Here is a 26,536-nt window from a genome sequence, read left to right on the forward strand (position 1 = left end):
TTTATTCCGGTGAGACCGGCCGATCCGTGGCCCCTTTTATTCCCGGTGTTCTCAGAACGCATTCTTCGACGGGAATCCGACATTCGCTTCTATTCGGATCACGCATCCGATCTGCCAACTTTCGAGTGGGCCGATGAACCGATCGCCGTCAATCCCTCCACGCGACTGCGATCCATCGCAGAAGCGCGGGGCTGGCCGGTCCTTGACTGGCGAGATTAGCTCATGCGGATCGGCTTTCTCCTTAACCACGAAGGGGCGCATCAGGTTGGCCATGCCATGCCGATCGCATTGGCGATGGCCTCCTCCGATAAATCTGTCACCGTCGAAGTCTATGTCGCCTGCGGCGCTGCCGAGACCGAGGCGCGACGTATGGCCGCAGGAGCGCCCAGTCGAATCTCGATTATCTGTCTCAAGGATGCGGGATGGTTGGGGAGCGCCATTTCCGCGGTGACCCGCGACAGCGTCCCGGGCAAGCGGGTGTCGATCCTGTACAGAAATCGTGCCCTGTTCGCAGGGCTCGCCGCACTGGTCGTGCCGGAGAAGACATCGCTGATGCTCAAGACCCGTTTTGGGCTGAGGGACCTTCCGCTGATCCATACCCGCCATGGCGCCGGTGATCGAGCTGTGGGCTTTGATAAGGCCAGCGGCGCGTTCGATCTTGTGCTTTTGTCGGGACAGAAGATCAAGGATCGTCTAGCCCAAGCTGGGCTCCTCAGGCCCGGTGGCTTCGCCGTCGTCGGCTATCCCAAGTTCGACCGCCTCTTGAGCCAAAGCCCGCCACCACCCCTGTTCAACAATGGCCGGCCAACGGTGCTCTACAACCCTCATGCGTCACCGGTCCTGTCATCCTGGTATCGGATGGGACCGGCCATCCTCGAGCATTTTGCGAAACAGCGGGAATTCAATCTCATCTTCGCCCCCCATGTGATGTTGTTCACCAAGCGCTATCACGCCTCGCTCTCGCCGCCAGGCTTTGCCAAAGTCCCTCCGGTGCCCGCATCTATCGCGAAATCGCCGCATATCCACGTCGATCTCGGCAGCTCGGCCAGCATCGACATGACCTATACACGCATGGCTGACGTGTATCTTGGCGATGCAAGCAGTCAGGTCTATGAGTTTCTGGCTAATCCCGGCCCGTGCATTTTCGTCAATCCGCAAAATCTGCCCTGGCAAGACGACGTCAATTTTGCGCATTGGACCGCTGGCCCGGTTGTGTCGAACCTGGCGATGCTCAAGCCGGCATTGGATCGCGCGCGCATGCGGCCGCACGCATACAGGGAGGTCCAGGAAAATCTGTTCTCCTACAGCTTCGACCTGACATCCGAACCGTCTGCACAGCGGGCGGCGCGTGCGATCCTCGACTGGCTGGAGCATGCTGTCCGATGAAGATCTGCTACGTCATCAACTCGCTCGACGGCGGCGGCGGTGCGTTGCCGGTTCCCAACATCGTCAAGGTCATGCGGGCCGCTGGTCATGAGGTCTTTGTCGTGGCGCTGATGGAGCGCGACGGGCGCGCGCGCCCGGCGCTGGAAGCGGCGGCTACGCCCTATACCGTGATAGGGGGCGCAAGGCGGGCTTATGTCCGAACCGCCGTGCAACTCAGTGGCCTTGTTCGCGGCATGGCACCCGACATCATCTGGACATCGCTGAGCCACGCGACGATCACGGGACAGCTTGTCGGCAAACTTCACGGCATTCCCGTCATAAGCTGGCTCCATAATGCCTGGCTGAAGCCCGCCAATACGTTCATCATGCGGCGTACCTTCGAGTTGACGCGCCATTGGGTTGCGGATTCCGAAGCGGTTGCTCTCTTCGGACAGAAGGTACTCGGGATTCCTGCCGAGCGCATCAGCATATGGCCGATCTTTCAGGCCGATCCCGCCCAGCCGGTCGCACGGATGGCCAAGCCCGACTGCTTCCGGATCGGAAGCCTGGGACGATTGCATCGCAACAAGGGCTATGACGTGCTGATCGAAGCCCTGGCGCTCTTGCGCGACCGCAGCCCCGAGATCTCGAGATCAGTGAGGGTCGCGATTGGCGGCGACGGGCCAGCGCGCGCGGATCTCGAGCGCCGCGTGGCGGATCTGCACCTCGCCAACATTGAGTTTCCCGGTTTCGTTGACCCGGCGCCATTTCTTGCCGGACTGAACTGCTATGTCCAGCCCTCCCATCATGAGGGCTTCTGCATCGCCGCGCACGAGGCAATGTGCGCCGGCCTTCCCATCGTGGCGAGTCCAGTCGGCGAAATGGCGCACAGCGTAGCGAAGTCGCAAAGCGGTGTGCTCGTCGATTACGGTGATATCGAAGGTCTGTCGATGGCTCTGGAAAGCCTTATTCGTGATCCGGTAGAAGCCGCCCGCCGTGGAGAAATTGCCCGCGAATGGGCCATGAAGAGATACGCACCGGCCGCATTCATGGCGCGCGGGCTTAACGCGATCAGCGCCGCCGGACTACCCGTGCAGCAAGATCGTCCTCGTCCCGACGTCTCTCGTGCGAGTTGAAATTGCCGCCACGCTGTTGCTGCTTGCGCCAACCGCGGCAGTCGCTCAAACCCGCGAAGATGCACAGCTCTGGATGAACTTTTCCGTTCAGGGTGAACTTACCGACGAATTGGTCTGGCTTGCGGAATTCCAGCCGCGCTTCGGCGACAACCTTTCGAGGAACACCGTTCTTCTCGGACGAATCGCTGCCGGCTGGAAATTCAACGACCATCTCACGATCTACCAGGGATTGGTGCGGCAAAACCTGTACGATAATGGTCCTGGTAGAAGAAGCGAAAACCGGAGTTTCCAGCAGGTGAATTGGAAGGCGGCGGCGGGACGTTGGGGCTCGCTGCAAAGCCGAACTCGCTTCGAACAGCGCTGGTTTTCCAATGGCTCGGACGTGGGGTTGCGCTTGCGAGAACAGCTTCGCTACGAAAAGCCTCTGGGTTCCGGTGATGATGGGCTGGTCGGAGTGGCGACTGCGGAAGCAATGTTCAATCTTCGCGCCACCGACTATGGTGCGCGTCGAGGCTTTGAGACAGCGAGATTGTTTGCAGGGGGCCGTCTGCCGATCAGCGATCGCCACAGCATTGAAGCCGGATACCAGATGCAGGTTGCCGTTGCGAACCCTGGTACAGACGTTGCGCATGTTTTGCTTGTCACCATGATCATCCGCCCGTGATCTGCATGCACCTTCTGCGGCCTGAGAAGGAGGGCTGAACCATTCGCACAATTGCCGAGCCGTCACATCGGACAGAACTATGTCATCTCGAATTAAAATCATCAACGCCACGCCGCCATGCACTTGCAAGGCGCCATAAGGAGGGCATAGCGTGGAGGGTACGCCAGACAACGCGATGCCGGCTTTTTCCGTGAGGTCGAGGCCGTTCAGGAAGCATCCAATCAAGGCACCGGCGTGGTGCTGGCGGCCACTGGAATAGATGGATGGCTGGCGAGCCAAAGAACGCGATCGGCTTCAGCCGCCAATCTGCTGCATCAGAGCGGCATTGTCCCAGAACAGCCATTCCTCGGCCATCACGCCCTTCTCCCACCGTCCGATCGTCACCATCGGCAACTTGAACGTCTTGCCCGTCGGCTGCAGTACCTTGCCGTCGCCGAGGTCCATCGGCCGGGAGAACGTGCCTTCGGTGAAACCCTCCACCGCAGTCAGATTCCCGTCCGCCATCTTGATAGGATGTTCGCGGATTTTGGTGTCTGGCGCGAAGAGGAACATCGGCTTTAGCTTCTCGATATGGTCGGGAAGACCCCTGGTCGTGCTGCCGTCGGGATAATGGACGAGGATGTCGGCCGCGTGGCTCTTCGCCAGCTCGTCCCACTTCTGGCCGCTGTAGACACGGAAATCCAGGTCATCGAAATTGGCGAGGTTGGCCTTTTGCTCCGCAGTATGGCCGGTCGCCGCCGCCTGCTCTTTCTGCGCAGCGGTATTTTGCGGCGAGCAGGCGGCGAGGACGCCCGCGGTCACGAGGGCCGGTATGATACGGATCATATTTGTCACTCCTTGGTGCAAAGTTGCGCGCGCACGGTATCGGCGAGCGGGGTGGTCGGGCGGCCGATCAGCGCGGAGAGCTGCCGCCCGTCGTCGAACAGCGCGCCCCTGGACGCATCGACGTCCCACGCGGCCAGCCCGTCGGCGAGCTGGGCGGGCAAGCCCACACCGCGCAGGATAGCGGCATAGTCGCCCTGCGGCAGGTCGCGATAAGGGATGTCGCGGCCGGTCTGATGGGAGATTTCGGCGGCCAGGTCGGCAAGCGTCACCGCATCGTCCCCTGCGAGCTCATAGATCCGGCCTGCATGGATGTCGTCTGCCAGCACCGTCGCCGCCGCCTGAGCATAATCACTACGCGCCGCCAGCGACAGCCTGCCCTCTCCCGCGCAGCCGACGAACGCGCCGTTCGCCAGCGCGGCCGAGATCGAGCCCGTGTAGTTTTCCGCATACCAGCCGTTGCGCAGGATCGTGGCGGGGATGCCGGCGGCGACGATGTCGGCCTCGGTCGCGCGATGTTCGTCGGCCAGGCTGATGGGGTTTCGGTCGGCATGGAGTAGGCTGGTATAGGCGATGCGCCGGACCCCTGCCGCCTTCGCCGCCGCGATCACGTTGCGGTGCTGCGTCGTCCGCTTGCCGACCTCGCTCGACGAGATCAGCAGCAGCGTATCGACGCCGGCGAGCGCGGGCGATAGCATCTCCGCTGCCGCGTAATCGAACGCGCGCGCCGCCACGCCGAGGTCGGCCGCCTTGTCCGGCGAGCGGACGAGTGCGACGATGCGGTCGGCCGGAACCTTCTGTTTCAGGCTGGCGATGACAAGGCGGCCGAGCTGTCCGGTCGCGCCAGTGATGGCAATGGTCATTAGAATGTTCCTTCTCTTGAATCATCGAACCGGAAGCCGGAGATGGCCGTGGACAGCACCTCGCCGGCGAACACCCGCTCGCCCGGACCGCAGCCGGCGCCTGCCGCCACCATCAGCGGCAGCAGATGCTCCGCCTCCGGATGGGCGAAGCGGCCCTGCGGGGCGTCGGCCCAGGCGGCGAGGCGCTCGGCGCGCGGTCCGTCCAGCAGCGCCACGCTTTCGGTCAGCCATGCGTCGAACTCGCGCGACCGCGTAGTCGCACGCGGGTCGCCATAGGCGCGCATGTTGTGGAAGCTCATGCCCGAGCCCAGGATCAGCGCGCCTTCGTCGCGCAATGGCGCCAACGCCCGCCCGGCGCTCAGGTGCAGCGCGGGGTCGAGCCCGCGATCGACCGACATTTCGACGAGCGGGATGTCGGCGTCCGGAAAGGCGACTTTGAGCGGCACGAACACGCCGTGGTCCAGCCCGCGCGCCTGATCGACGGTAGCCGCTATCCCGGCGCCGCGCAGCAGGTCCGCGGCGCGCGCCGCCAGCCCCGGGCTGCCCGGCACGTCGTAGCGCAGTTGATAGGTATGCGGCGGAAAACCGTGATAGTCGTAGATCAGGCCGGGCCGTTCCGCGCCGGTGAGGGCGAAGCCGTCAGTTTCCCAATGCCCCGACACCACCAGGACCGCCTTTGGGCGTTCGGGCAGCGTTGCGGGAATGCCGGCCAGGAAGGCGGCCATGTCGGTCCACATGCCCTGCGGATCGTCCATGAAGAAGCACGGGCCGCCTCCGTGCGGGATGAAATAGGCCGGTTGTGCGGTCATCATGCGCTTCTCCCGATCAAACGGGTCGGAACGACGGCGAAGGCACCATCGCCGATCAATGCCTGCACCGCCAGCATTGCCGCCCATACTGCCGGATATTCCCAGCCGCCGCCAGCATTGTTGAAGAAGAAGCCTTTGGCACCATGCACGGTCACAATCGTGCCGAGGATCAACGGGATCATCGCAACGGCGACGAGGCGAGCCTGGATGCCCAGGACCAGCGCCACACCGCCGGTAAATTCCACCGCCATCGTCAGATAGGCAAGCGCCTCAGGCAGGCCGAGACTGGCGAAAAAGACAACGGTGCCAGCCGGCCCGAATACGAACAGCTTCAATCCCAGATGGGCCAGGAAAAGCGCGCCCAAAACGATCCTCAGAAGCGCAGCGCCGTAGGGCGCGGTGGACGGGTTCGGACTGTGCACGGTCAATCTACTCTTCGCTGGATATGGACCTATCGCTGAAACCTGATAATCCGCGATTTGCGACGATCAGCTTACACCAGGAGTTTTAAGTATGGCTGACCGCCTGACTGGAATGGAAGTGTTCGTCGGCGCCATTCGGCTTGGCAGCCTATCAGCCGTCGCACGCCACCTGCGTATTTCGCCAACGATGGCCGCAAAACATCTCGATGCCCTCGAAAACCGGCTCGGCGCGACTCTCGTGCATCGTACAACACGGCGATTGTCTCTAACGGAGGCTGGGCGGGACTATCTCGACCGTGCGGAACGCATTCTGCTCGATCTGCGAGAGGCCGAGGCCGAGGCATCGTCTCAGTCGGTGACCGCAACAGGGCTGCTGCGCATCAGCGCACCAGCGACATTCGGTGTGCATCACATCGCGCCCCTCGCCCCTATCTTCCGGATACTGCATCCGCACGTCACGCTCGAATTCGAATTCAACGACCGCTACGTCGACCTTCTGGAAGAGCGGTGGGACCTGGCGATCCGCATCGGTCGATTGTCCGACAGCAGCCTGATCGCCCGCAAGCTGGTGGAGACGCGCATCGCCGTTTGCGCTTCTCCTGATTATCTGGCGCGTTGCGGTACTCCGTTGCGCCTTACCGACCTCGCGGGCCATGATTGTCTGGGCTATACCAATATCTCGCAGGCCGGCCCAATGACGTGGGCGTTCGGAGATGAGGGCGCGATCAAAGTACCGGTCCGCGGAACCCTCTATGCCAATAATGGTGAAGCGCTGATCCGGGCCGCCATTGCTGGACATGGTCTGGTCTACGGCCCGCGTTTCATCGCCGCCGACGCCCTCCGGAGCGGCGAACTGGTCGAAATCATGCTCGATCATCCGCCCATGCCGATGGGTGCCGTTCACGTCGTCTATCATCCTACACGACGCCCCGCTGCCAAGACGCGGGCATGGATCGCCTTCCTCGCCGAGCGCCTGCCAGAACTGGGCGCGGATTGGTGAGTTCCCAGGACATTATCCAGTCTCGGCGCCGCCTTCGCCATCAGACAGACTTGCTCGATTTCCATTCCAGCCCGCCCTAATACTTGATCTTGAGCAATTGCATCTGCTGGCAGCCGAACACGGGATACGTATCCAGCGGGCGCTATAGCGGATTTCTCGAAACTATTCGTTGTTAATGTCAGCGCGGCGACCCACAAGAGCTGGTCGCCTTACTCGACTTGAATGAATTTAGGAAACGCGATCTCGACGCTGAACCCGCGCTGCAGATTGACGATCGCCATCCTGGCCCGGTGAAGTTCGACGATCGCGGCAACCAGCGTCAGCCCTAGTCCCGCCCCTGGATGCACGCGGCTATGATCGACGCGGAAGAAACGTTTGGTCAGATTGGGCAGGTCTGCTTCGGGAACGCCTGCGCCGTCGTCCGCGACGATGAGCAAAACCGCGCAATCTGTCGTGCGCGCCTCGACCTCGACTGTAGTGCCAACTGGGGTGTGGGAGAGCCCGTTGTCAATAAGGTTGGCGAGCAACTGGTTTAGGAGCGCCGCGTCTCCGTACACCGGCTGCACAACGTCCACCCTGCATAGGAGCTTTCGGCCACTTTCTTCAGCTGCGGGCTGGTATGCCTCAATCGCGCGCTCGACGAGAACCCCAAGATCAACCGGAGCCTTGGCAATCGGTGTGCTCCCGGTCTCCAGGCGAGCGATCCGCAGCATGGCATTGAACAGGAGAAGAAGCTCGTCCGCCTCGCCGATCGCGCTTTCGATCTGCAGGGCTTGCGTTTCGGAGGACGGGTCAATCTCCTCCAGCCGGTTTCTGAGACGGTTGAGCGGCATACGAAGATCATGGGCGAGGTCGGCCGATATCTGTCGCATCGCGACCATTGCGGCTTCGAGTCGGTCGAGCATAGCGTTCAGGTTGTATGTAAGGTCATGAAACTCCTGGCCGAAGCCGATCGATGGAATCCGCTCCGAAAGATTTCCCTCCATGATCCGGCCGGTGGTGGCATTGACCCGCTCGAGCCGCATCAAAAAGGACAGACCCACGACAGTACCGACCGCGGCGGCGAGAAGGACGAGAATGATGCTGCCCCAGAACGCGACGCGGTGGAGTGCGTCGCGCAGCTGGTCAAGCGGATAGCTTTCGCGCCCGACCGCCATGAAGGTGCCGTCGGGCATTCGCTCGGTCAGGATCAGCATCCTGATCCGGTCGGCGGCGCCCGGCGACGATATATCGGCCGCTTTGGCGTCGATGGTTGCGAAGCCCTCGATCCGAATGGCTTCGTCCGGGATGCCACTGTCGAATCGCGCGCCTTGGGGAGGGACAATGAGATAGCGGTAGCGGCTGATCCCATCGGTCCGCACATGCTCGGCAAGAATCCTGGTCAGTGCCGCACCGCCCTCCAGTTGGGCGTCGGCGCGCATGATCGCCATCTGGTGACGCAGCGCATCGTGCAGTTCCCGCTCGGCGAAGCGGGCAACGCCAAAGTCGAGCAGCACCAGCAGGACGACGGCACCGACCCCGAAGATCGATGCGAAGATGATGGCCAACCGGAACGCGGCGGTCCGCCACAATCCTCTCATCGGTCCACTATTCGGCGTCGAGGACATAGCCAACGCCGCGCAAGGTGTGGAGCAGGGGCCTTTCGAACCCGCGATCGATCTTTGCTCGAAGCCGGCTGATGTGCGCGTCGATGATGTTGGTCCGCGTGTCGAAGTCGTAGCTCCACAGGCCTTCGAGCAGCATCGTGCGGGTCACCGTCTGGCCTGCGTGGCGGACGAGAAATTCGAGCAGGCGATATTCCTGCGGGGTCAGATCGAGGCGGCGGCCGGCCCGGCAGACCCCCCTGGCCCGCAGATCGACGTGGAGATCGCCGATTAAGACCTGATCGCGATCCGCGACATCGTCATTCAGACCACGTCGGTGAAGCGCGCGGACGCGGGCCAACAACTCACTGAATGCGAAGGGCTTGCCAAGATAGTCGTCGGCCCCGGCTTCCAGGCCCTCGACACGCTCGTCCACCGCAGACAAGGCGGTGAGTATGAGTATCGGGGTCTTCACGCCGCCCGATCGCAGCGCCTCGATCAGAGAAAGCCCCGAGCGGCCGGGCAGCATCCGGTCGACGATCAAGACATCATATACTGGCTGCCGTGCCCGCTCGAGGCCACCTTCCCCATCTGCCGAACAGTCGACCGCATGGCCAAGCTCGGAAAAGCCGCGCGCGATGAAGGCGGCCGTCTTCTGATCGTCTTCAACAAGCAGGATGTTCACGTCGGCCTCAATCCTCACGGCATGGCGTTGCACCTTGAAATCGGATTGCTCATCCTAGCCAATGCCGGTCGCTTGTGCATCCGTCCAGGAGCTGCAATGCTGATTGTCATGATCGCTCCCATTCAGACCTGTTGGCTGCTCGGACAATGCGGCTCGCACGCGTTCGAAAAGGCGCGCGAGCCGCGCAGGTGTTAGAAGTTTACCCGGACACCTCCGCCGATATAGCGGGCGGGATTGGGGCGCGCACCATCCGAACCGCGATGGACGAGCCGGCGTTCGTCGAGCAGATTCTCCGCCCGTGCGTAGATGTCGACCGACGGCGTGAGCGCGTAGGTCGCCGACAGGTCGATCGTGAACAGGCTTTGGGTGGTGATGAAGCGTGTATCGACCCCCGCGCGGCCGCAGGTGGTGTTGACGCAGGCGCCGTCCGAATAGTTGAACCCGGCGTTGAAGCTCAGCCCGACGTCATGCTCGAGCCCGAATTCCAGTCGACCGATATGCTTGGGCGTGTAGTCGAGGACATCGTCCTTGCGGACGCCCGTCGCCACGTCGGCGGCCTGGGTATATTTGCCATCGGTGTAGGTGTAGGCGAGCCTGACCGGCAGGCGGAAGCCGTTGCCTTCGTAAAGATTGCCCGACACGCCTACTTCGAGGCCGTAAACCTTTTTGGCGCCGTCCTGTTGCACGCCATCGACCGAACCGTCCGCGCATGGGTTGCCGACGAGGCAGTTGCGCAGCGCATTGCTGTAATCGGTATAGAAGCCGATCACATCGACGCTGAAGCCGCCGCTGCGGAATCGCACGCCGCCTTCGTAATTGGTGCTTTCCTCGCCCTTGCTGCCCTGAATGGCCGTCGATCCCGGCGGAGCGAAGCCCTGGTGGACGCCGGCAAGCAGCGTCCACTGCTCGCTCGCCTCATAATTGAGGCCAAGACCAAGCGTGGTCTTCTTCAAGTTATTGCGTGCGCCATTAGGCAGCGCCACATTGGCGAGCGACCGGATGTTCTCGTGGCGCAGGAGCGGGAGCAGCGTCAGGCCTCCAAACCGGATGCGATCGGCGATCCAGAAGGAGGTCGCCTTGGCAAAGCCTTCATTCTCGGCCGCGGTCTCTCTGCGGTTGAAAACGAGACTGCCGTTGACCTGATTATAGATGATGTTCGGCGCCTGGGTGCGCGCCTCGTCCTTGTGCCAACGCACCCCGCCCATCAGCTCATGTTCGATGCTGCCGGTGGCGAACCGGGCGCGACCTTCGAATTGCAGGCCACGCGAGAGAAAGCGCTGGAAATTGTCGACATAGCGCACGCCGTTGGGATGCGTGGTGTTGGCCGTGCCATCGAGAATGCCTTGAAGCAAGGCCGCGTTCTGCCCGCCATTGTTGACCTGTGCCGCGATCCCGGAAACGGCAATGCCGACCCCGTTGATCTGATTGAGCCGCGTATAGTCGCGAAATGTCTTGGTAACGTAGCCGGTCGAAATCAGCGAGATATTCGGTGTGATCTCGAAGCGATGCTGGAGGCTTGCGGAGCGGCGTCCCTGAACCATGCGTTCGCGCTCGCTCAGGCCATAGCGGCGATCGGGATTGCGCTGGAAATCGGCGTCGGTGAGGCCGAGATAGGAAACGTCGGCATCGTTGTCGCCCTTGAACAGCTTGAGATCGAGTTGCTGCTGAATCGCCGCGCCCTCCGGCGCCCGCCAACGCAGCTTGAGCATATATTCGCGCACGTCGTTGCCCGCGCCGCGGTTCGACCGGTCGATCTTCTGGAAGCCGTCCGTCCGGTTCTGATAGGTCTCGGCCAGTACGCCGAACTGGCCGAAGGTGCCGCCGGCCCAGCTATGCAGGCGGCGACTGTTCCATTCGCCGATCTCGGCGTTGACGAAGCCCGCCGGCCCATCAGGGATGCGGGTGGAGATCAGGTTGACGGCGCCCGATGTCGTCTGCGGGCCATAGCGCAGGATCTCGGGCCCCTTGAGAACCTCGACACCGCTCATGCGGCCCGCCGACGGGAAATAATAGGCCGATGTATTGGCATAGGGCGCCATCGCCGCCGGCACGCCGTCTTCCATGATCGAGATGCGATCGCTGCGTCCGGACGAGGATGCGCGGATGCCGATGCGCGGGAAAGTCCCGAGGCCGTCTTCCTCGCGAACATAGACGCCGGGAACGCTACGCAGGATTGAGTGGATGTTGTTGAACTCGAACCGTTCGAGGTCTTCATTGTCGATGACGACGGCCGAGCCGGTCGACAGGCGGGCATCCTCGCGCGTTCCGATCACAAGGATGGCATCGCGCTCTGCCGGTGAGGGCACCTCTTCGGCACTGGTCTCGGCCATTGCTGCCACAGGCAACCACAGCGCGAATGCCGCAGTCCCTACGAGAAGCTTTGCCGCGGTCATGCTGCTTTTGGCAGGATCGATTATCATAGAATGCCCCCTAATTTGTTAAAACGCGATTGCGACTAAGTCGCATGAGGGCGCTATCTCTTTTCGGGTAATGCGTCTCAATAACGAATTTCCAATCTGCGCAACTTGTAATGGTAGCGTCAGATTGTCGTCAGAAAGGACGCGGACCATAGCGGAGGCTACGTATGACCGGTGCCGTTCGCCAGAAAATCCGGGTTAGGTTGTGCAGCACTTGCGGTTTCTGAGCTAAAGCAAGGAACGGTTAGATTCTCGTACCAAACGGGAGGCCCCTCCAGGCGTGCTTGGAGCCAAAACTTACCGGTTAGGGGTTTCCACAGGTGTGGCGTGGCTACCGCGCCCCTATGCTCCCTCCGACAAACAAGGAGGCTTTGCTATGCTCAAGGATATCGTCGCGATTGTCGACAATGATGAACAGGCGAGGGATTTCATCCTGAACGCAAGCTTGTTCGCGCATGCGCAGGAAGCCCACCTGGCGATCACGATCCTCAGCGAAAGATTTTGGGATGCGGCATTATTACCGCCTTACGAGGCTTATGCTGCAGTATTCGACGAGATCGAAGCTCAGGATGGGCGGCGAGCCGCGGGCGTCCTGCGCATTCTCGATGAGGCGGCAATTCCAGCCGAGGTGCGTTCGGTGGCAGACTCACCTGCATATCTCAGTGGTGCGACGCGGGTGGAGGCACGCTACGCTGATCTACTGCTGAGCGCCCCACCCTCATCGTTTGCGAACCCGAAACTAGGTCGTCGCTGTATAGAAGGCGCCTTGATGTCGTCCGCAGGCCCCATCCTGCTCCTTCCCGATGAGTCGCGCCTCGAAAGGATCGATCACGCTGTCCTCGGCTGGGATGCATCCGGGGAAGCGCGCCGCGCCGCGCGGGATTTACTGACGCTGCTTGAGCCGGGCGCGCGGATCGACGTGATCACCGTCGACGCCCAACCAAGCGGCGACGGACACGGCGCGCACCCGGGTACGGACATTGCCCGCCATCTGGCGCGGCACGGTTTCACAGTCGAGGTGCATCAGTTAAGTTCAGGTGGAAGATCGATCTCCACCTCGCTGGAAACATTTGCCCTGGAGACTGGCGCAAATATTCTCGCGATCGGCGCCTTTGCGCATTCCCGGGTGCGGGACATCTTTCTCGGCGGCGTGACCAGAAGCCTTCTCGACAATGTCCGCATGCCGCTGTTGCTTTCGCGATAGGCGGGCTTGTCTCGGGCGCGGCATCGGGCAACGGTGTCGCCATGATATTTTTGGGAAACCATTGGGGAACACTGTACCTTGCGTTTGAATGGATCATCCGCTTGGCGATGCTGGTCCTCGTGCCGTTTCGTCGCTCACCGGAAGCCGCGCGTAGCTGGCTTTTGCTCGTGCTTTTTCTGCCGATACCGGGTCTCGTTCTTTATCTGCTGATCGGGCGCCCGCGATTTCCCAAATGGCGCAGACAGCGCTTCGCCGACCTCCCGCGCGCGGGAGCGGCAGGCAGTGCCATGACGCGTACGGCTAAAATTTTTCCTCCGGATATCGAACCCAGCAGAAAACCCCTCGCAGATCTCATTAGCAATCTGGGCAACCTCCCCGCGGTCGGCGGCAATGCGGTCGAGCTTCTCGATGGATATGAAGACTCCATCGATCGCCTGTGCGACGACATTGATAGCGCTCGTCAACATGTCCACCTTCTCACATATATTTTCGCCGACGACGCCATCGGCAAGCGCGTAATCGAAGCGCTCGGTCGTGCGTGCTCCCGGGGCGTCACCTGCAGGGTCATAATCGACGCGCTAGGGTCGCGGCCGTGGGCTACACGGGCCGTCGCAACCATGCGCGCGCTCGGTATCGATGCTAGGCAAGCTTTACCGGTCCGACCGTTCCGGTGGCAACCTGCGCGGGCCGATCTTCGCAATCATCGCAAGATCACCGTGATCGATGGCTTGATTGGCTACATTGGTTCCCAGAACATCGTTGCCGCCGACTTCCGCGCCGGTATCCTCAACCAGGAACTTGTGGCCCGGCTGATGGGGCCGATCGTCGGCCAGTTGCAGTCGGTCTTCATTTCGGACTGGTACCTTGAAACGGGCCGCCACCTTGTTGGGTCCGGGCTGTTTCCTCCATCCGACGATATGGGCCAGGTTGCGCTGCAAATCTTGCCCAGCGGTCCCGACTACCCGATCGCTGGGAGTGAGCGCCTTACGGTCGCGCTTATCTATGCAGCGAGGAAGCGCGTGGTTATCACCACGCCTTATTTCATCCCCGATGAAGGATTAATCGAAGCGCTGCAGTCAGCCGTATTACGCGGGGTGGATGCTCGTCTGGTCGTCTCTTCGGTGCAGGATCAACGTCTGGTCGGTCTCGCGCAGCGATCTTTTTACGCGGAAATGCTTCGGGCAGGCGTTCGCATATTCCTTTACCAAGGGCGGCTGCTTCACGCCAAGCATGTGACGGTTGACGATGACATGGCGATGATCGGATCCAGCAATGTCGACATCCGTTCTTTCACCCTGAACGCAGAAGCCAATCTGATCATCTACTCGCGCCACGAGATCGGGCGCATCCGCGTTTTGGAGAAACATTATTTTGCGGCCAGTCACGAACTGCACGCTGCCGAGTGGGGCCGACGCGTCATCAGTCACAAGGTTCTCGAGAATCTGGCGCGTTTGGTCAGCCCGCTTCTCTGAGCGCGGTCCAAGACGGTCTACCGAGACTGCTCGCCACTGCGCGCTTCCCTACAACGGGATTTGATGATGTGGGGGTGGCGGACGCCAAACCGCAGCAATCATAGTCGGAAAGGACATCTTTCATGGTCACCGCGCGGCATCGAAACGCGGGAAAAGAGGGAGGCTGAGTGGCGATCGGTCGCCAATTTTTGCACAAGTGCGCCCCGGATGCTGAATTCGGTGCAAGTCGAGACTTTGCCATGACAAGGCACCGCGAATCGGTTAAGGCCCTTCCCCATGTTTCGTTGGGGTGTCCTCATCCTTTGTATGCTCGTAACGTCGCTGACCACAGCGGCGGCCGTTCATGCAAATTAGTTTCCCAGCTCCGCGAGCATCGATTGTTCCGGCTACGTCCACAGTGAAGGGGACAGCGATCAATCGCAAGGAGACGCGGATAAGGCCGCTCCGCATCATCATGGCAGCTGCCACGGCGGCGCCTCGCTCCTGCCGGCGCGGGACAACGCGCCCACGATTGTCGCCTTGTCAGCCGGCACAGTAGGCTTCATCGAGACCCCGGCTCTTGCCCGGTGGACGCCAGGGCCGGGATTGAGACCACCCATCGCCTGATTGATCATCGCCGTCTGTGACCCGCGCGGGTTGCAGCATGACGCTCATCAACCAGGAAATCTTCCATGCATAGGATCATCGCGGCCGTTTTGGCCGCCACGTCTTGCGTCGCCATCGCGCAAGCACAGGAAATTAACGAGGCACAACACAGCGAGGGCCCCGTCTTCACCCTCGACCAGGCGGTGGTCGCCGCGGGTGGCAGTGCTCCGGCAGCGGAAGCGGCTGAGGCTGGCGTCAGGGCTGCGGAGGCGGCTCGCACCGTCGCCGGGCTGCGACCCAACCCGCAGGTCCAATCCCAGATCGAAAACGTCGCCGGATCGGGCCTCTATCGTGGCCTCCGACAGGCTGAGACGACGGTCGGGGTCAGCTTGCCGATCGAACTCGGTGGCAAGCGATCGGCTCGCATCGCGGTCGCCGATGCGCAGACGCAGCGCGCTCTTCTCCTGTCCGCTATCACCCAGGCAGATATCCGCGTCCAGGTCACGCAGCTTTACATCGATGCGCTTGCCGCCGAGCGGCGCCTGATCACGGCTCGCGATCAGCTTCGGATCGCGCAGGAGGCTTTGAACGCCGCCAAGGTGCGTGTCCAGGCAGGCCGAGCCTCGCCGATCGAGGAACAGCGCGCCGACGTCGCGCGTCTCAATGCCCAGGCCGGAAGGGAACGCGCCCAAAGGCTGGTTGAGGCGGCCCGAGCGAACCTCGCACGCCGCATCGGACAGCCGGTGACGGGTGAACTTGACATCGCCGCGCTCGATCGCCTCCCGCCATCGACCTATGGCCCCGCCGTGGCGACGAGTGCCGGCACGCTGGCTCTCGCTGCCGCCGAGGCTGATCTTGCCGTGGCGGACGCCGGCGTCCGCCTTGCGAGGTCGCAACGTGTGCCGGACCTGACCATCGGCCCCGCGATACGGCGGCTCGAGGCGACCAATGACACGGTTGCCGTGTTCAGCCTCTCGATCCCGATCCCACTTTTTAATTTCGGTAAGGCCGCGGTAGCGCAGGCCTCGGCGGAACGGAGCCGGGCCGAGGCGCAGCGACGCGTAACCGCGCTTGATGTCGAGCAGGCAATCACCGATGCGCAGGCAGAAGCCGACAATGCCGCGACGACGGCGCGCAACGCGAATGGCCCCGCTCTGGCGGCGGCTCGCGAGGCGGCCCGCATTGCCCGCATCGGATATCACGAGGGGAAGTTCGGGCAGCTCGATCTGCTCGATGCGGAGCGCACGCTGGCGGACACACGCCTGGCCGCGATTGACGCGCTCGCCGCCTACCAGAATGCGAAAGCCCGGCTGGAACGCCTGACGGCGCCTGCCCCGCAACAGGGAAATTGACCGATGAAGATTATGAAATCCGATACGACGCTGGCGTCGCTGACACTCGCCCTTCTGCTCACCGCATGCGGGACCGATCAGCCGGCTGGTAACGAAGGCGCTCCCATCGACGAACCGTCGAAAGCCGGAAAGACCGCGCATGCCGATGAAGGCCAGATCACCCTTTCGGAAGAGCAGATCACGTCTGCCGGCGTCCGGATCGGTCGCCCAACGGTCGGTGGTTCGGGCACGTTAGAACTCCCGGCGACGATCGAGGGCGATCCGCAGAGTACGCAGGTCGTGTCGGCCGCGATCGGTGGCCGAGTCGTTTCGCTGACGCGCAACCTGGGGCAAAGCGTCGACCGCGGTCAGACGCTTGCTGTCATCGAAAGCCGCGAGGCCGCGCAGCTCAAAGGCGAAGTGGAAGCCTCCCGCGCCCGCCTCGCACTCGCCGAATCCAACCTTGCGCGCGAGCAACGGCTCTTCGCACAGCGGGTTTCACCCGAACAGGATCTGATCGCTGCCCGCACAGCTGCCACCGAAGCCCGCATTGCCCATCATCAGGCGCAAGGCCAGGTAGCGGCAGCAGGCGGCGGCGGCGGCGGCCTGAACCGTCTCGGCATCACGGCGCCGGTTTCCGGTCACGTCATTGCACGCAGCGTCGTGCTGGGCCAAACCGTAGCCGCCGATGCCGAACTCTATCGCATCGCCAACCTCTCCAACGTCTCGCTGTCGCTCAATCTGCAACCCGCCGATGCAGGCCGGGTGGCGCCCGGCAACATGGTGCAAGTCACGGCGCCAGGTCGGCGCGCGCTCGCTCGAGTGACCTTTGTGTCTCCGGCGCTGGATGCTCAGACCCGCCTCGTACCGGTGATCGCAACGCTTGATAACGGCGAGGGAAAATGGCGCGTCGGCGAACCTGTCACGGCCTCGGTCCAATTGTCGGGCAGCGGCGGTGACGGTGCCGTCCGTGTCCCATTGACAGCTGTTCAGACAGTCGAGGGTAAGACGGTCGTATTCGTGCGGACCAGGACCGGGTTTCAGGCGACACCCGTAACGCTCGGCGACAATTCGGGGAACGATGTGATCGTGCGCTCCGGCCTCAAGGGCACCGAACAGATCGCGACCATCAACAGCTTCACGCTCAAGGCCGAACTCGGCAAGGGCGAAGCAGCGCACGAGGACTGACCCAATGATCGCCCCCATCGTCAACTGGGCGGTTCACAAGCGCTGGCTCGTCCTGCTGCTGACCGCCATTGCCGCCGTCATCGGTGGCACCGCCCTGTACCGCCTGCCCATCGACGCGGTCCCGGATATCACCAACAACCAGGTCCAGATCAATGTCCGCGCACCCGCCCTCTCGCCCGAGTTGGTCGAGAAGCAGGTTTCCTTCCCGATCGAGACCGCGCTCGCCGGCATTCCGGGCCTTGAGAATACTAGATCGCTCAGTCGCAACGGCTTTGCGCAGATCACGGCGGTTTTCGACGAATCGACCGACATTTACTTCGCCCGCCAGCAGGTCGGCGAACGTCTGACCGGTGTCGCCGAGAATCTCCCCGACGGCGTAAATCCGGAAATGGGTCCGATCGCCACAGGCTTGGGGGAGGTCTATATGTGGACCGTGCGCCTCGACCACCGGAAGGACGACACGCATTTGCCAGGCGAGCCCGGCATGCAGCCCGACGGCAGCTATCTCACGCCGGAAGGCGAACGGCTCACCAGCGAGATCGACCGCGCGACCTATCTGCGCACCGCACAGGACTGGATTGTAGCGCCGCTGCTCAAGAACACAAAGGGGCTCGCCGGCGTCGATGCAATTGGCGGATACGCGAAACAGTTTCTCGTCGTGCCTGACGTTCAGCGGCTTGCCTCCCTGGGGTTGACCTTGACTGACCTCGGCAACGCGTTGGAGAAGAACAACACGAGCGTCGGTGGCGGCTTCGTCAATCGTAATGGCGAAGGCCTTGCTGTCCGGTCCGACGCCCTCGTTCGTAACGCGGATGAACTCGCGCGGATCGTCGTTGCGACACGAGAAGGCGTCCCGATCACCCTTGGCCAGGTCGCAACTGTCAAGACCGGGCAAGCCATCCGGATGGGTTCCGCCTCCGAGAATGGCACCGAAGTCGTGGTGGGCACCGCCATCATGCGCATCGGCGAAAACAGCCGGACGGTGGCGACGGCAGTCGCCGATCGCCTCGAGGCGATCAATGCTTCGCTTCCCCCGGACGTTATCGTGCAGCCCGTGCTCGACCGCACGACGCTCGTCAACTCGACGATCAAGACAGTCGCGAAAAATCTGAGTGAAGGCGCCCTTCTCGTTATCGTCGTTCTGTTTGCACTGCTGGGCAATTTCAGGGCGGCGCTGATTGCGGCGATGGTCATCCCCATAACGATGCTGCTGACCAGCTTCGGCATGCTGCGTGCCGGTGTCTCGGCGAACCTCATGAGTCTTGGGGCGCTCGACTTCGGTCTCATCGTCGATGGCGCCGTCATTATCGTCGAGAATGCGCTCCGGCGGATGGCGGAAGAACAGCATCACAAAGGCAGGCTGCTGACGACGCACGAACGGCTCGCCACCGTCGCGACGGCGGCGCGCGAGATGATCCGACCCTCTGTGTACGGCCAGGCGATCATCATCCTCGTATACATCCCTCTCCTCACGCTCTCCGGCGTGGAAGGCAAGACGTTCGTACCGATGGCTCTTACCGTCATCATTGCGCTGGCGTTTGCCTTCGTTCTTTCACTCACCGCAGTCCCGGCTGCGATCGCGATCTGGCTGTCCAATCGTATTGAGGAGAAGGAGGGCCGGATCATGCGCTGGCTCAATGCCCGCTATGAGCCGGGTCTCCATAAAGCAATGCAGCGGCCCGGCATCACGATCGGTGCCGGTATTGGCGCCTTCGTCGTCGCGGCGGCGGCGTTTACCTCCCTTGGCCAGGTATTTCTGCCACAGCTCGACGAAGGCGATTTGCTGATCCAGGCCCTGCGCATTCCAGCCACTTCGGTCCAACAAAGCCAAGCCATGCAGGTGCCGATCGAGCGGATGATGTCGAAGCAGCCCGAAGTTCAGTTCGTTTTTTCGAAGACGGGTACCGCAGAACTGGCATCGGATCCGATGCCGCCCAATGCGACTGACATGTTCGTGATCCTCAAACCGCATAAGGAATGGCCGGACCCCAGCCTGACCAAGGCGGAACTGATCGAGCGCCTCGAGAGCAACCTCAACCGATTCCCGGGCAATGCCTATGAGATCACCCAGCCTATCCAGATGCGCTTCAACGAGCTGATCGCAGGGGTGCGGGGCGATATTGCGGTCAAGATATTCGGCGACGATTTCAACGCAATGAATGCCACCGCCGAGAAGATCGCTGGCGTGCTTCGCCGCACGCAGGGGGCTGCGGACGTCAAGGTCGAACAGACGACGGGCCTTCCTATGCTCGACATTCGTGTCAACCGCGACGCCATGTCCCGCCTCGGTGTGACAGCGCAAGATGTTCAGGACATCGTAACGGCCACGCTTGGCGGCCGCACGTCGGGCATGATCTTTGAAGGTGATCGGCGCTTCCCGGTGGTCATTCGACTCTCGGACGACCAGCGCGCAGATCTCGCAACCTTGCAGCAAGTGCAGGTCCCGGTGCCGGGTGGCCGCTTCGTGCCGCTGGCCAGCGTCGCCGACATCCGAATTGCCGACGGCCCCAATCAGATCAGCCGCGAGAACGGCAAACGCCGCGTGGTGGTGCAGGCCAATGTCCGCGGACGCGACATAGCGAGCGTCGTTGACGAAGCACGGACGAAAATCGCGAAAGATGTGCGGCTTCCAGCCGGAAGTTATCTCGAGTGGGGCGGCCAGTTCGAGAATCTGGCTTCGGCGCGAGACCGGCTCCAGCTGGTGATCCCGGCCTGCTTCATATTGATCCTGCTGTTATTATATGGCGCATTGGGTTCGGTCCGCGATGCGGCGATCGTCTTCACCGGCGTACCGCTGGCGCTCGTCGGCGGCGTATTGGCGCTGTTTCTGCGAGGCATGGATTTTTCCATCTCCGCCGCCGTCGGATTCATCGCACTGTCCGGCATCGCCGTGCTCAACGGCCTTGTCATGGTTTCGTCGATCCATGACCTCATGCGACAGGGGACGGAACGTGCCGAGGCCGCACGCGTGGGCGCTATCCAACGTTTGCGTCCGGTTGTTATGACCGCGTTGGTGGCAAGTCTCGGCTTCGTGCCAATGGCGCTCGGCACCGGCGCCGGCGCCGAGGTACAGAAGCCTCTTGCGACGGTTGTCATCGGAGGCCTCATCTCGGCGACGTTGCTCACGCTGTTCGTCCTGCCGACGCTCTACGCTCGCTATGGACGCAAGGACATGGTGGACGACGACGCTGAAGAACAGGGGCCGGCACCGGAGGCTGCGGATCATCCGCAGCCTCAACACTGATGGGCGTGCGTTCAGGGCTGTCGGTTGCCCAACCCGATGCCGCATGCTGGGAGAGGGATGAGGATACGGCACATGATTGAGGAAACGGTCTTCACGGCCCACAGCTCGGCATTGAGGGTCTGGACTCTGCTGGCCGATCTGTCGGGCTATGCGCGATGGCATCCGCAGTACCGCTTCAGCAACGGGCCAGCGCGGAGCGAGAAGTCCGTTCTATCCTGGTTGTTGTTCGACGATCGTCGCGTCAAATTTCTGGTTCATGTCGATAGCGGCGACAAACCTCAGAAGATCGGATGGCGCGGTGGCAGAAAGGGGCTGGTCACGCTTCGTGAGCACTATGAAATTAAGCCAATCGCAAATGGCGCGGAGGTGCGTCACATTTTCGATTGCCGGGGCGTGGTTGGAACCCTTTTCGTTCTTCTCACCCGCAATAGTATTCGAGAGGATATGATAGCGCAGGACTCTGCGTTCCTGGCCCACTTGAAGAAGCAATCACGAAAGTCGATCCCCGACAAGGGTTACCGCGCCGCAGCTCCATCGCGATACCTGTACGCGGCAGCGCCAATGATTGAGGTCGTTCGTCCCGCCTATTGCGGACACTCCGGATAGATTGATCACCCACCGCCTGACCAATATGTAAGACGAGGAGAAATTAAAATGACCGACAGTATGCGACCCCAAGGACTTCTATGTCCGGTTTGCAAGACCGATCTCATCATGAGCGAGCGTCAAGGAATCGAGATCGACTACTGCTCTCAATGTCGAGGCGTTTGGCTGGATCGCGGCGAACTCGACAAGATCATTGAACGGAGCCTCGGTGAAAGCGCGTCACGTCCTATGCCCGGCATGAACGATGAAGGACGTCGGAGCCATGATGAGCACGGATCTCGGCATGGAGGTCATCGGCGACGCAAGAGCTTCTTCAGTGAGCTTTTTGACTGATACTGGAAGGAAATCGACCCCCGTCTGGGGCCGCCCTTAGCCTCACGCGAGAAGGGTCCGCACCATGGGCGCCCGATCCAACGGCGCCCATGGTGGACGTTGGCCGCGGCGCGCGGAGAGGATGATGCGAAAATTGGGATATTGGAGCGCCAGCATTTTAATTCTCACCCTCGATTTAGCGAGCTGTTCAACCAAACAGGGTGACGAGAGCCGCCATGATGGGCGCTCGGTTCCTGGGCTGATCGGGGAGCAAATTTATGCCTGCCAAGACGGGTCGGAGGTCGATGTCGACTTTCTGACCGATGGTCTTACCCTCGATTTTAGCGTGCGACCGGCGGGCAAGGCGGAACGGCTCACGGCGCCCGCCACGGGTCTGACCTTCATCGGGGACAAGATAAACATAAAAATTTCTGGAGGTGATTCGCTGACGATCCTCCGGACGGGCGCCCAACCCCTGTTATGCCAAAGAATAAAATCTGCCAGCACGACATAACAATAATATTCGCCAACCAGGACCTGGTTAGATTGCCGACAATACCCATAGCGAAATATGCGATCAAGGAGCGTTGCGATGACCGAAAAGCTCACATTGGACATTCCTTTGCTGCTCCCCGAGGTTGAAGATGCTGCCGACGCGTGCATCAGCCGCGTCGTGGGAACAGTGACGCACCTGCGCGGCGTGGAAGCCGCCCATGTCAAGCCTGCAACGGGCGATGAACCCGCGCAATTATGTGTCCACTTCGATCGTGAAGCCGTGACGCTCACGCGGCTCCGCGACCTCGTTCGCGCCGCCGGTGCAGATGTGACGGGACGATATGGCCATCTCAACTGGGCCGTTGACGGACTCAACCACCAGCGCCGTGCACGGACGGTCGCCGAGACACTTTGTACGCAAGACGGGATTCTGGCGGCGAGCGCAAACGCTGGAGGCACGATCGGCATCGAATATGATCGTCAGCAGATCGAAGAAGCACGGATCCGGGAGGTGCTGACCAGACTCGGCGTCGTGATACGCGAGGAGACTGCTCCATCGCAGGATCGGCATACCCACCATGATCATGGACCGAACGGCCACGGAAAGGCCGAAGAAAGTGCCGAAAAGCACAGCGCTGGCGATGGCCATGACCATGCCCACAGCAACTTCCTCGGCCCCAATACCGAATTGATCTTTGCGATCACGTGCGGCGCCCTGCTCGGCGTTGGTTTTGCAATCGAGAAGTTGGCAACCGGAGCACCCGGCTGGCTTTCGACCACCTGCTATATCACAGCCTATCTGTTTGGCGGCTTCTTCACGCTGCGTGAAGCGATCGACAACCTCAAGTTAAAGAAATTCGAGATCGACACGCTGATGCTGGTGGCCGCTGCGGGCGCAGCGGCGCTGGGCGCATTTGCAGAGGGTGCGCTCCTGCTGTTTCTGTTCAGTCTCGGCCACGCGCTCGAACATTATGCGATGGGCCGAGCCAAGCGTGCCATCGAGGCACTAGCGGAGCTTGCACCAGAACGAGCCACCGTCCGTCGTGATGGACAAACGATCGAAATCGCCGTCGAAGACCTGGTGGTCGGCGACGTCGTTGTCGTCCGCCCTAACGAACGGCTCCCCGCCGACGGTTTCCTGATCAAGGGCAACAGCGCCATCGATCAAGCGCCGGTGACGGGGGAGAGCATTCCGGTCGACAAGGTGCCGGTCGCTGATATCGAAGCCGCTCGGGCCAGGCCAGATGCAGTCGAGGGATCGTCTCGCGTATTTGCGGGCACGATCAACGGCGGGGCGGCGATCGAGATCGAAGTGACCCGCCGTTCGAATGAGACCGCACTCGCCAAGGTCGTGAAGATGGTGAGCGAGGCCGAAACCCAGAAATCGTCAACACAACGCTTCACCGACAGATTCGAACGTGTGTTCGTTCCTGCGGTATTGGCCCTGGCCTTCATGTTGCTCTTCTCCTGGGTCGTGATCGATGAACCATTCCGCGCCAGCTTCTATCGCGCGATGGCGGTTTTGGTGGCAGCGAGTCCGTGCGCATTGGCTATCGCGACGCCCAGCGCCGTTCTTTCCGGCGTTGCGCGCGCTGCCCGGGGCGGCGTGCTGGTCAAGGGCGGCGCACCCCTTGAGAATCTCGGATCGCTCAAGGCGATCGCGTTCGACAAAACCGGCACGCTTACCGAGGGGCGACCGCGTATCACCGACGTCGTACCCCTCAGCGGCGCAAGCGAAACGGAACTTCTCGCCGTTGCGGTTGCAGTGGAGGCAATGAGCGATCACCCGCTGGCCCAAGCCATCTCCAGGGACGGCAAGGAACGTTTGGGCCAACAGGCGTTGCCTGAGGCGACAGATCTCAAGAGCCTCACCGGCCGGGGCGTCACCGCAAATGTTGCCGGCGAAGCGGTGTGGATCGGCAAGGCCGAGATGTTTGGAGAGGACGGAATTCCGGCGCTGGGCGACGCGGCGACCGCCGCGATCGCTCAATTGCGGGAAAGGGGGCGCACGACGATGATCGTCCGTAAGGGCGAGCATGATCTCGGTGCGATAGGTCTGATGGATACGCCCCGCGCAGAGGCGAAAATCGCGCTGAAGCGGCTGCACGACATGGGCATCACCCGCATGATCATGATCTCGGGCGATCACCAGAAGGTTGCCGAGGCGATTGCGGCCGAGGTCGGGCTCGATGAAGCCTGGGGCGACCTGATGCCAGAGGAAAAGGTTGCAGCGATCAAGAAACTGGCCGGTGAGGACAAGGTGGCCATGGTTGGTGACGGCGTGAACGATGCACCCGCCATGGCCAGTTCGACTGTTGGGATCGCCATGGGTGCAGCGGGTTCGGATGTGGCGCTCGAGACTGCGGATGTCGCGCTGATGGCAGACGATTTGGCGCATCTGCCGTTCGCGGTCGGTCTCAGTCGGCGCACGCGCGGCATTATCCGCCAGAACGTCTTCGTCAGCCTCGGCGTGGTTGCCCTGCTCGTTCCCGCGACAATCTTCGGGCTTGGGATCGGACCCGCAGTTGCCATGCACGAGGGGTCGACGCTTCTGGTGGTATTCAATGCACTGCGCCTCCTGGCCTATCGTGACCGGGCAGAGGTGCCCCTATGAAGCGCCTGATCGCCTTCGATCTCGACGGCACACTCGCACAGAGCAAACAGCCTCTATCGGACGAAATGGCACGCGCGTTAGCCAGTCTGCTGCGGGTGGCGGAAATTGCGATTATCTCCGGCGGCGACTGGCCGCAATTCGACAAACAGGTCGCGTCCCGCATGCCTGTCGGCGCCAGGTGCGAAGGGCTGTGGCTTATGCCGACGACGGGTACCAAGCTGTATCGCTTCAACCACGATCAGTGGCGGTGCGTCTATGCAGAATTATTCGACGACAGCGAAAAGGCGAAGATCTTCGCGGCGTTCGACGAAGCGCTACGCAAGGCAGGTCTCACCGGCGAACGGGTCTGGGGCGAGCGAATCGAGGATCGGGGCAGCCAGATCACCTTCTCGGGGCTTGGCCAGCAGGCACCGCTCGCGGCGAAGGAGACATGGGATCCCTCGCGCGAGAAGCGCGGCGCACTGCAGAAAGCTTTGCAGGCTTCGCTGCCGGGACTTTCGGTCAATCTAGGTGGGACGACATCGATCGATGTCACGCGTGCCGGGATAGACAAAGCTTATGGCCTGCGGCGTCTCAGCGAAGAGAGCGGCATTGCGCTTAACGAGATGTTGTTTCTCGGAGATGCCCTTTATCCTGGTGGCAATGACTTTCCGGCTGTCGTGCTCGGCGTTGACACTGTCCAGGTTCGCGATGTTGTGGAAACCATGGCGGTCATAACGGGAATCATCGCATGTCTAAGACCTTGAACGCCGATGTGCTGATCGTCGGTGGCGGTCCCGCCGGGTTGACGGCAGCCATCTATCTCGCGCGCTTCCGCCGCCGAGTGATCGTTGTCGATAAGGGTGACAGTCGCGCAAAGTTGATCCCCTGCTCACACAATCACTCCGGTTTCCCCGACGGCATCAGCGGCACGGAATTGCTGCAGCGAATGCGCAGACAGGCTGAACGTTATGGCGCCATCGTCCACACTGGCCGCGTCGATGCGATCAGCACAAACGGCAAACTATTTAACGTCACAGGCGATGGCCTTGCCCTAAACGTGCGGGGCGTGGTGCTGGCGACCGGCGTGCGCAATCGGCGTCCCGACATGGACGACGCAACGCATCACGACGCTCTGCAGCGCAATCTATTACGATATTGCCCGGTTTGCGATGGCTATGAAGCGACCGATCAGATTATCGGTGTGGTTGGCGCCGATAGCCACGGCGTAGCCGAGGCGCTGTTCCTGCGAACCTATTCGGCCAATATCACCCTTCTGGCCAATAGGACGATTGATCTCACCGATCACGACCGCGTCGAATTGAAAAAGGCTGGCATCGATGTGGCGCCCGCGCCACTGCGAGCGCTCGACTTCTCGGGGCGCCAGGCTGTTGTTACGCTCGCCAATGGAGAGCTGCGCAGCTTCGATACCCTTTATCCCGCGCTCGGCTCGGACACCAATGTCGCGCTCGGCAGAGCTCTTGGCATCTCGCTCAGCAACGATCGATGCATCGTCGTAGATGCCAAACAGCGTACCAGCCTTGCGCGCGTCTATGCAGCGGGCGATATTGTGATGGCGCTTGATCAAATCAGCGTCGCCATGGGGCACGCGGCAGTCGCGGCGACGTCGCTGCACAACGAATTGCGCGAACTCGACGGGATGGCAGATGAATGAGCGAACCTTCGAAATGCGAGGTTCTTTCAGATAATGGGCAAGGCGGACTTTACGGTCTCAGCCTG

Annotated in this window: 22 protein-coding genes and 1 pseudogene; 16 read left to right on the forward strand and 7 right to left on the reverse strand. The window is 61.7% G+C overall.

Annotation, left to right across the window (positions count from 1 at the left end; genetic code table 11):
- From ACEK02_RS27605 to ACEK02_RS27620, 4 genes and pseudogenes are all read left to right on the forward strand, one after another.
- Positions 1-219: pseudogene (locus ACEK02_RS27605) on the forward strand (hypothetical protein); the annotation flags it as partial.
- 3 nt (positions 220-222) lie between these two features.
- Positions 223-1,386, forward strand: a complete 1,164-nt coding sequence (locus ACEK02_RS27610) for a hypothetical protein (protein WP_371424660.1) — start codon at positions 223-225, stop codon at positions 1,384-1,386.
- Positions 1,383-2,501: a glycosyltransferase family 4 protein gene (locus ACEK02_RS27615; protein ID WP_371424661.1), complete on the forward strand. Its 1,119-nt coding sequence runs from the start codon at positions 1,383-1,385 to the stop codon at positions 2,499-2,501. Before ACEK02_RS27610 ends, ACEK02_RS27615 begins: the two co-directional genes overlap by 4 nt.
- Positions 2,491-3,165, forward strand: a complete 675-nt coding sequence (locus ACEK02_RS27620) for a DUF2490 domain-containing protein (protein ID WP_371424662.1) — start codon at positions 2,491-2,493, stop codon at positions 3,163-3,165. The genes ACEK02_RS27615 and ACEK02_RS27620 overlap by 11 nt, the downstream gene beginning before the upstream one ends.
- 294 nt (positions 3,166-3,459) lie before the next feature.
- Here the strand turns inward: ACEK02_RS27620 and ACEK02_RS27625 are convergent, their stop codons facing one another.
- From ACEK02_RS27625 to ACEK02_RS27640, 4 genes are read right to left on the reverse strand one after another with little or no spacing between them, the layout of a single operon-like run.
- Positions 3,460-3,990: an ester cyclase gene (locus tag ACEK02_RS27625; RefSeq protein WP_371424663.1), complete on the reverse strand. Its 531-nt coding sequence runs from the start codon at positions 3,988-3,990 to the stop codon at positions 3,460-3,462.
- Between the two features lie 5 nt (positions 3,991-3,995).
- Positions 3,996-4,850 (reverse strand): SDR family oxidoreductase, encoded by an 855-nt coding sequence (locus ACEK02_RS27630; RefSeq protein WP_371424664.1) that lies wholly within the window; start codon positions 4,848-4,850, stop codon positions 3,996-3,998.
- Complete coding sequence (locus tag ACEK02_RS27635) at positions 4,850-5,662, reverse strand: class III extradiol ring-cleavage dioxygenase (protein ID WP_371424665.1); 813 nt, start codon at positions 5,660-5,662, stop codon at positions 4,850-4,852. The genes ACEK02_RS27630 and ACEK02_RS27635 overlap by 1 nt, the downstream gene beginning before the upstream one ends.
- The gene (locus ACEK02_RS27640) at positions 5,659-6,087 is read right to left on the reverse strand and encodes a DoxX family protein (RefSeq protein WP_371424666.1); all 429 of its coding nucleotides are present in this window, start codon (positions 6,085-6,087) and stop codon (positions 5,659-5,661) included. Before ACEK02_RS27640 ends, ACEK02_RS27635 begins: the two co-directional genes overlap by 4 nt.
- A gap of 85 nt (positions 6,088-6,172) precedes the next feature.
- Here ACEK02_RS27640 and ACEK02_RS27645 point away from each other — a divergent pair, with 85 nt between their 5' ends.
- Positions 6,173-7,081, forward strand: a complete 909-nt coding sequence (locus ACEK02_RS27645; RefSeq protein ID WP_371424667.1) for a LysR family transcriptional regulator — start codon at positions 6,173-6,175, stop codon at positions 7,079-7,081.
- A gap of 209 nt (positions 7,082-7,290) precedes the next feature.
- Here ACEK02_RS27645 and ACEK02_RS27650 read toward each other — a convergent pair whose 3' ends face one another.
- From ACEK02_RS27650 to ACEK02_RS27660, 3 genes are all read right to left on the reverse strand, one after another.
- Positions 7,291-8,628 carry an ATP-binding protein gene (locus ACEK02_RS27650; RefSeq protein WP_371424668.1) on the reverse strand — a complete coding sequence of 446 codons (1,338 nt, stop codon included), beginning with the start codon at positions 8,626-8,628 and terminating at the stop codon, positions 7,291-7,293.
- A 40-nt stretch (positions 8,629-8,668) separates the two neighbouring features.
- Complete coding sequence (locus ACEK02_RS27655; protein WP_371424669.1) at positions 8,669-9,349, reverse strand: winged helix-turn-helix domain-containing protein; 681 nt, start codon at positions 9,347-9,349, stop codon at positions 8,669-8,671.
- 191 nt (positions 9,350-9,540) lie between these two features.
- Complete coding sequence (locus ACEK02_RS27660; protein ID WP_371424670.1) at positions 9,541-11,742, reverse strand: TonB-dependent receptor family protein; 2,202 nt, start codon at positions 11,740-11,742, stop codon at positions 9,541-9,543.
- A 400-nt stretch (positions 11,743-12,142) separates the two neighbouring features.
- On the opposite strand from ACEK02_RS27660, the gene ACEK02_RS27665 reads away from it, so the two are divergent.
- From ACEK02_RS27665 to ACEK02_RS27715, 11 genes are all read left to right on the forward strand, one after another.
- On the forward strand, positions 12,143-12,970 hold the full coding sequence (locus ACEK02_RS27665) for a universal stress protein (RefSeq protein ID WP_371424671.1): 828 nt from the start codon (positions 12,143-12,145) through the stop codon (positions 12,968-12,970).
- Positions 12,971-13,011: 41 nt separating this feature from the next.
- The gene (gene cls, locus ACEK02_RS27670; RefSeq protein WP_371424672.1) at positions 13,012-14,442 is read left to right on the forward strand and encodes a cardiolipin synthase; all 1,431 of its coding nucleotides are present in this window, start codon (positions 13,012-13,014) and stop codon (positions 14,440-14,442) included.
- Between the two features lie 671 nt (positions 14,443-15,113).
- Positions 15,114-16,379 (forward strand): TolC family protein, encoded by a 1,266-nt coding sequence (locus ACEK02_RS27675; RefSeq protein ID WP_371424673.1) that lies wholly within the window; start codon positions 15,114-15,116, stop codon positions 16,377-16,379.
- Positions 16,380-16,382: 3 nt separating this feature from the next.
- Positions 16,383-17,546 (forward strand): efflux RND transporter periplasmic adaptor subunit, encoded by a 1,164-nt coding sequence (locus tag ACEK02_RS27680; RefSeq protein WP_371424674.1) that lies wholly within the window; start codon positions 16,383-16,385, stop codon positions 17,544-17,546.
- 4 nt (positions 17,547-17,550) lie between these two features.
- Positions 17,551-20,790: an efflux RND transporter permease subunit gene (locus tag ACEK02_RS27685; protein WP_371424675.1), complete on the forward strand. Its 3,240-nt coding sequence runs from the start codon at positions 17,551-17,553 to the stop codon at positions 20,788-20,790.
- A gap of 72 nt (positions 20,791-20,862) precedes the next feature.
- Positions 20,863-21,396, forward strand: coding sequence for an SRPBCC family protein (locus ACEK02_RS27690; protein WP_371424676.1), 534 nt, complete (start codon positions 20,863-20,865; stop codon positions 21,394-21,396).
- A gap of 48 nt (positions 21,397-21,444) precedes the next feature.
- Positions 21,445-21,729, forward strand: coding sequence for a zf-TFIIB domain-containing protein (locus ACEK02_RS27695; protein WP_126066435.1), 285 nt, complete (start codon positions 21,445-21,447; stop codon positions 21,727-21,729).
- Positions 21,730-21,853: 124 nt separating this feature from the next.
- Positions 21,854-22,222 (forward strand): hypothetical protein, encoded by a 369-nt coding sequence (locus ACEK02_RS27700; protein ID WP_371424677.1) that lies wholly within the window; start codon positions 21,854-21,856, stop codon positions 22,220-22,222.
- 78 nt (positions 22,223-22,300) lie between these two features.
- On the forward strand, positions 22,301-24,817 hold the full coding sequence (locus ACEK02_RS27705; RefSeq protein WP_371424678.1) for a heavy metal translocating P-type ATPase: 2,517 nt from the start codon (positions 22,301-22,303) through the stop codon (positions 24,815-24,817).
- Positions 24,814-25,563, forward strand: a complete 750-nt coding sequence (locus ACEK02_RS27710) for an HAD-IIB family hydrolase (RefSeq protein ID WP_371424679.1) — start codon at positions 24,814-24,816, stop codon at positions 25,561-25,563. The genes ACEK02_RS27705 and ACEK02_RS27710 overlap by 4 nt, the downstream gene beginning before the upstream one ends.
- Positions 25,548-26,471: an NAD(P)/FAD-dependent oxidoreductase gene (locus ACEK02_RS27715; protein ID WP_371424680.1), complete on the forward strand. Its 924-nt coding sequence runs from the start codon at positions 25,548-25,550 to the stop codon at positions 26,469-26,471. Before ACEK02_RS27710 ends, ACEK02_RS27715 begins: the two co-directional genes overlap by 16 nt.
- The last annotated feature ends 65 nt before the right edge of the window (positions 26,472-26,536 follow it).

It is taken from the genome of Tardiphaga sp. (assembly GCF_041424195.1).
Taxonomy (GTDB): domain Bacteria; phylum Pseudomonadota; class Alphaproteobacteria; order Rhizobiales; family Xanthobacteraceae; genus Tardiphaga.

Coding starts and splice junctions, on each gene's coding strand:
- ACEK02_RS27610 (WP_371424660.1), top strand. CDS start 223: ATGCGGATCGGCTTTCTCCTTAACCACGAAGGGGCGCATCAGGTTGGC.
- ACEK02_RS27615 (WP_371424661.1), top strand. CDS start 1,383: ATGAAGATCTGCTACGTCATCAACTCGCTCGACGGCGGCGGCGGTGCG.
- ACEK02_RS27625 (WP_371424663.1), bottom strand. CDS start 3,990: ATGATCCGTATCATACCGGCCCTCGTGACCGCGGGCGTCCTCGCCGCC.
- ACEK02_RS27630 (WP_371424664.1), bottom strand. CDS start 4,850: ATGACCATTGCCATCACTGGCGCGACCGGACAGCTCGGCCGCCTTGTC.
- ACEK02_RS27635 (WP_371424665.1), bottom strand. CDS start 5,662: ATGATGACCGCACAACCGGCCTATTTCATCCCGCACGGAGGCGGCCCG.
- ACEK02_RS27645 (WP_371424667.1), top strand. CDS start 6,173: ATGGCTGACCGCCTGACTGGAATGGAAGTGTTCGTCGGCGCCATTCGG.
- ACEK02_RS27660 (WP_371424670.1), bottom strand. CDS start 11,742: ATGACCGCGGCAAAGCTTCTCGTAGGGACTGCGGCATTCGCGCTGTGG.
- ACEK02_RS27665 (WP_371424671.1), top strand. CDS start 12,143: ATGCTCAAGGATATCGTCGCGATTGTCGACAATGATGAACAGGCGAGG.
- cls (WP_371424672.1), top strand. CDS start 13,012: ATGATATTTTTGGGAAACCATTGGGGAACACTGTACCTTGCGTTTGAA.
- ACEK02_RS27675 (WP_371424673.1), top strand. CDS start 15,114: ATGCATAGGATCATCGCGGCCGTTTTGGCCGCCACGTCTTGCGTCGCC.
- ACEK02_RS27680 (WP_371424674.1), top strand. CDS start 16,383: ATGAAGATTATGAAATCCGATACGACGCTGGCGTCGCTGACACTCGCC.
- ACEK02_RS27685 (WP_371424675.1), top strand. CDS start 17,551: ATGATCGCCCCCATCGTCAACTGGGCGGTTCACAAGCGCTGGCTCGTC.
- ACEK02_RS27690 (WP_371424676.1), top strand. CDS start 20,863: ATGATTGAGGAAACGGTCTTCACGGCCCACAGCTCGGCATTGAGGGTC.
- ACEK02_RS27695 (WP_126066435.1), top strand. CDS start 21,445: ATGACCGACAGTATGCGACCCCAAGGACTTCTATGTCCGGTTTGCAAG.
- ACEK02_RS27700 (WP_371424677.1), top strand. CDS start 21,854: ATGCGAAAATTGGGATATTGGAGCGCCAGCATTTTAATTCTCACCCTC.
- ACEK02_RS27705 (WP_371424678.1), top strand. CDS start 22,301: ATGACCGAAAAGCTCACATTGGACATTCCTTTGCTGCTCCCCGAGGTT.
- ACEK02_RS27710 (WP_371424679.1), top strand. CDS start 24,814: ATGAAGCGCCTGATCGCCTTCGATCTCGACGGCACACTCGCACAGAGC.
- ACEK02_RS27715 (WP_371424680.1), top strand. CDS start 25,548: ATGTCTAAGACCTTGAACGCCGATGTGCTGATCGTCGGTGGCGGTCCC.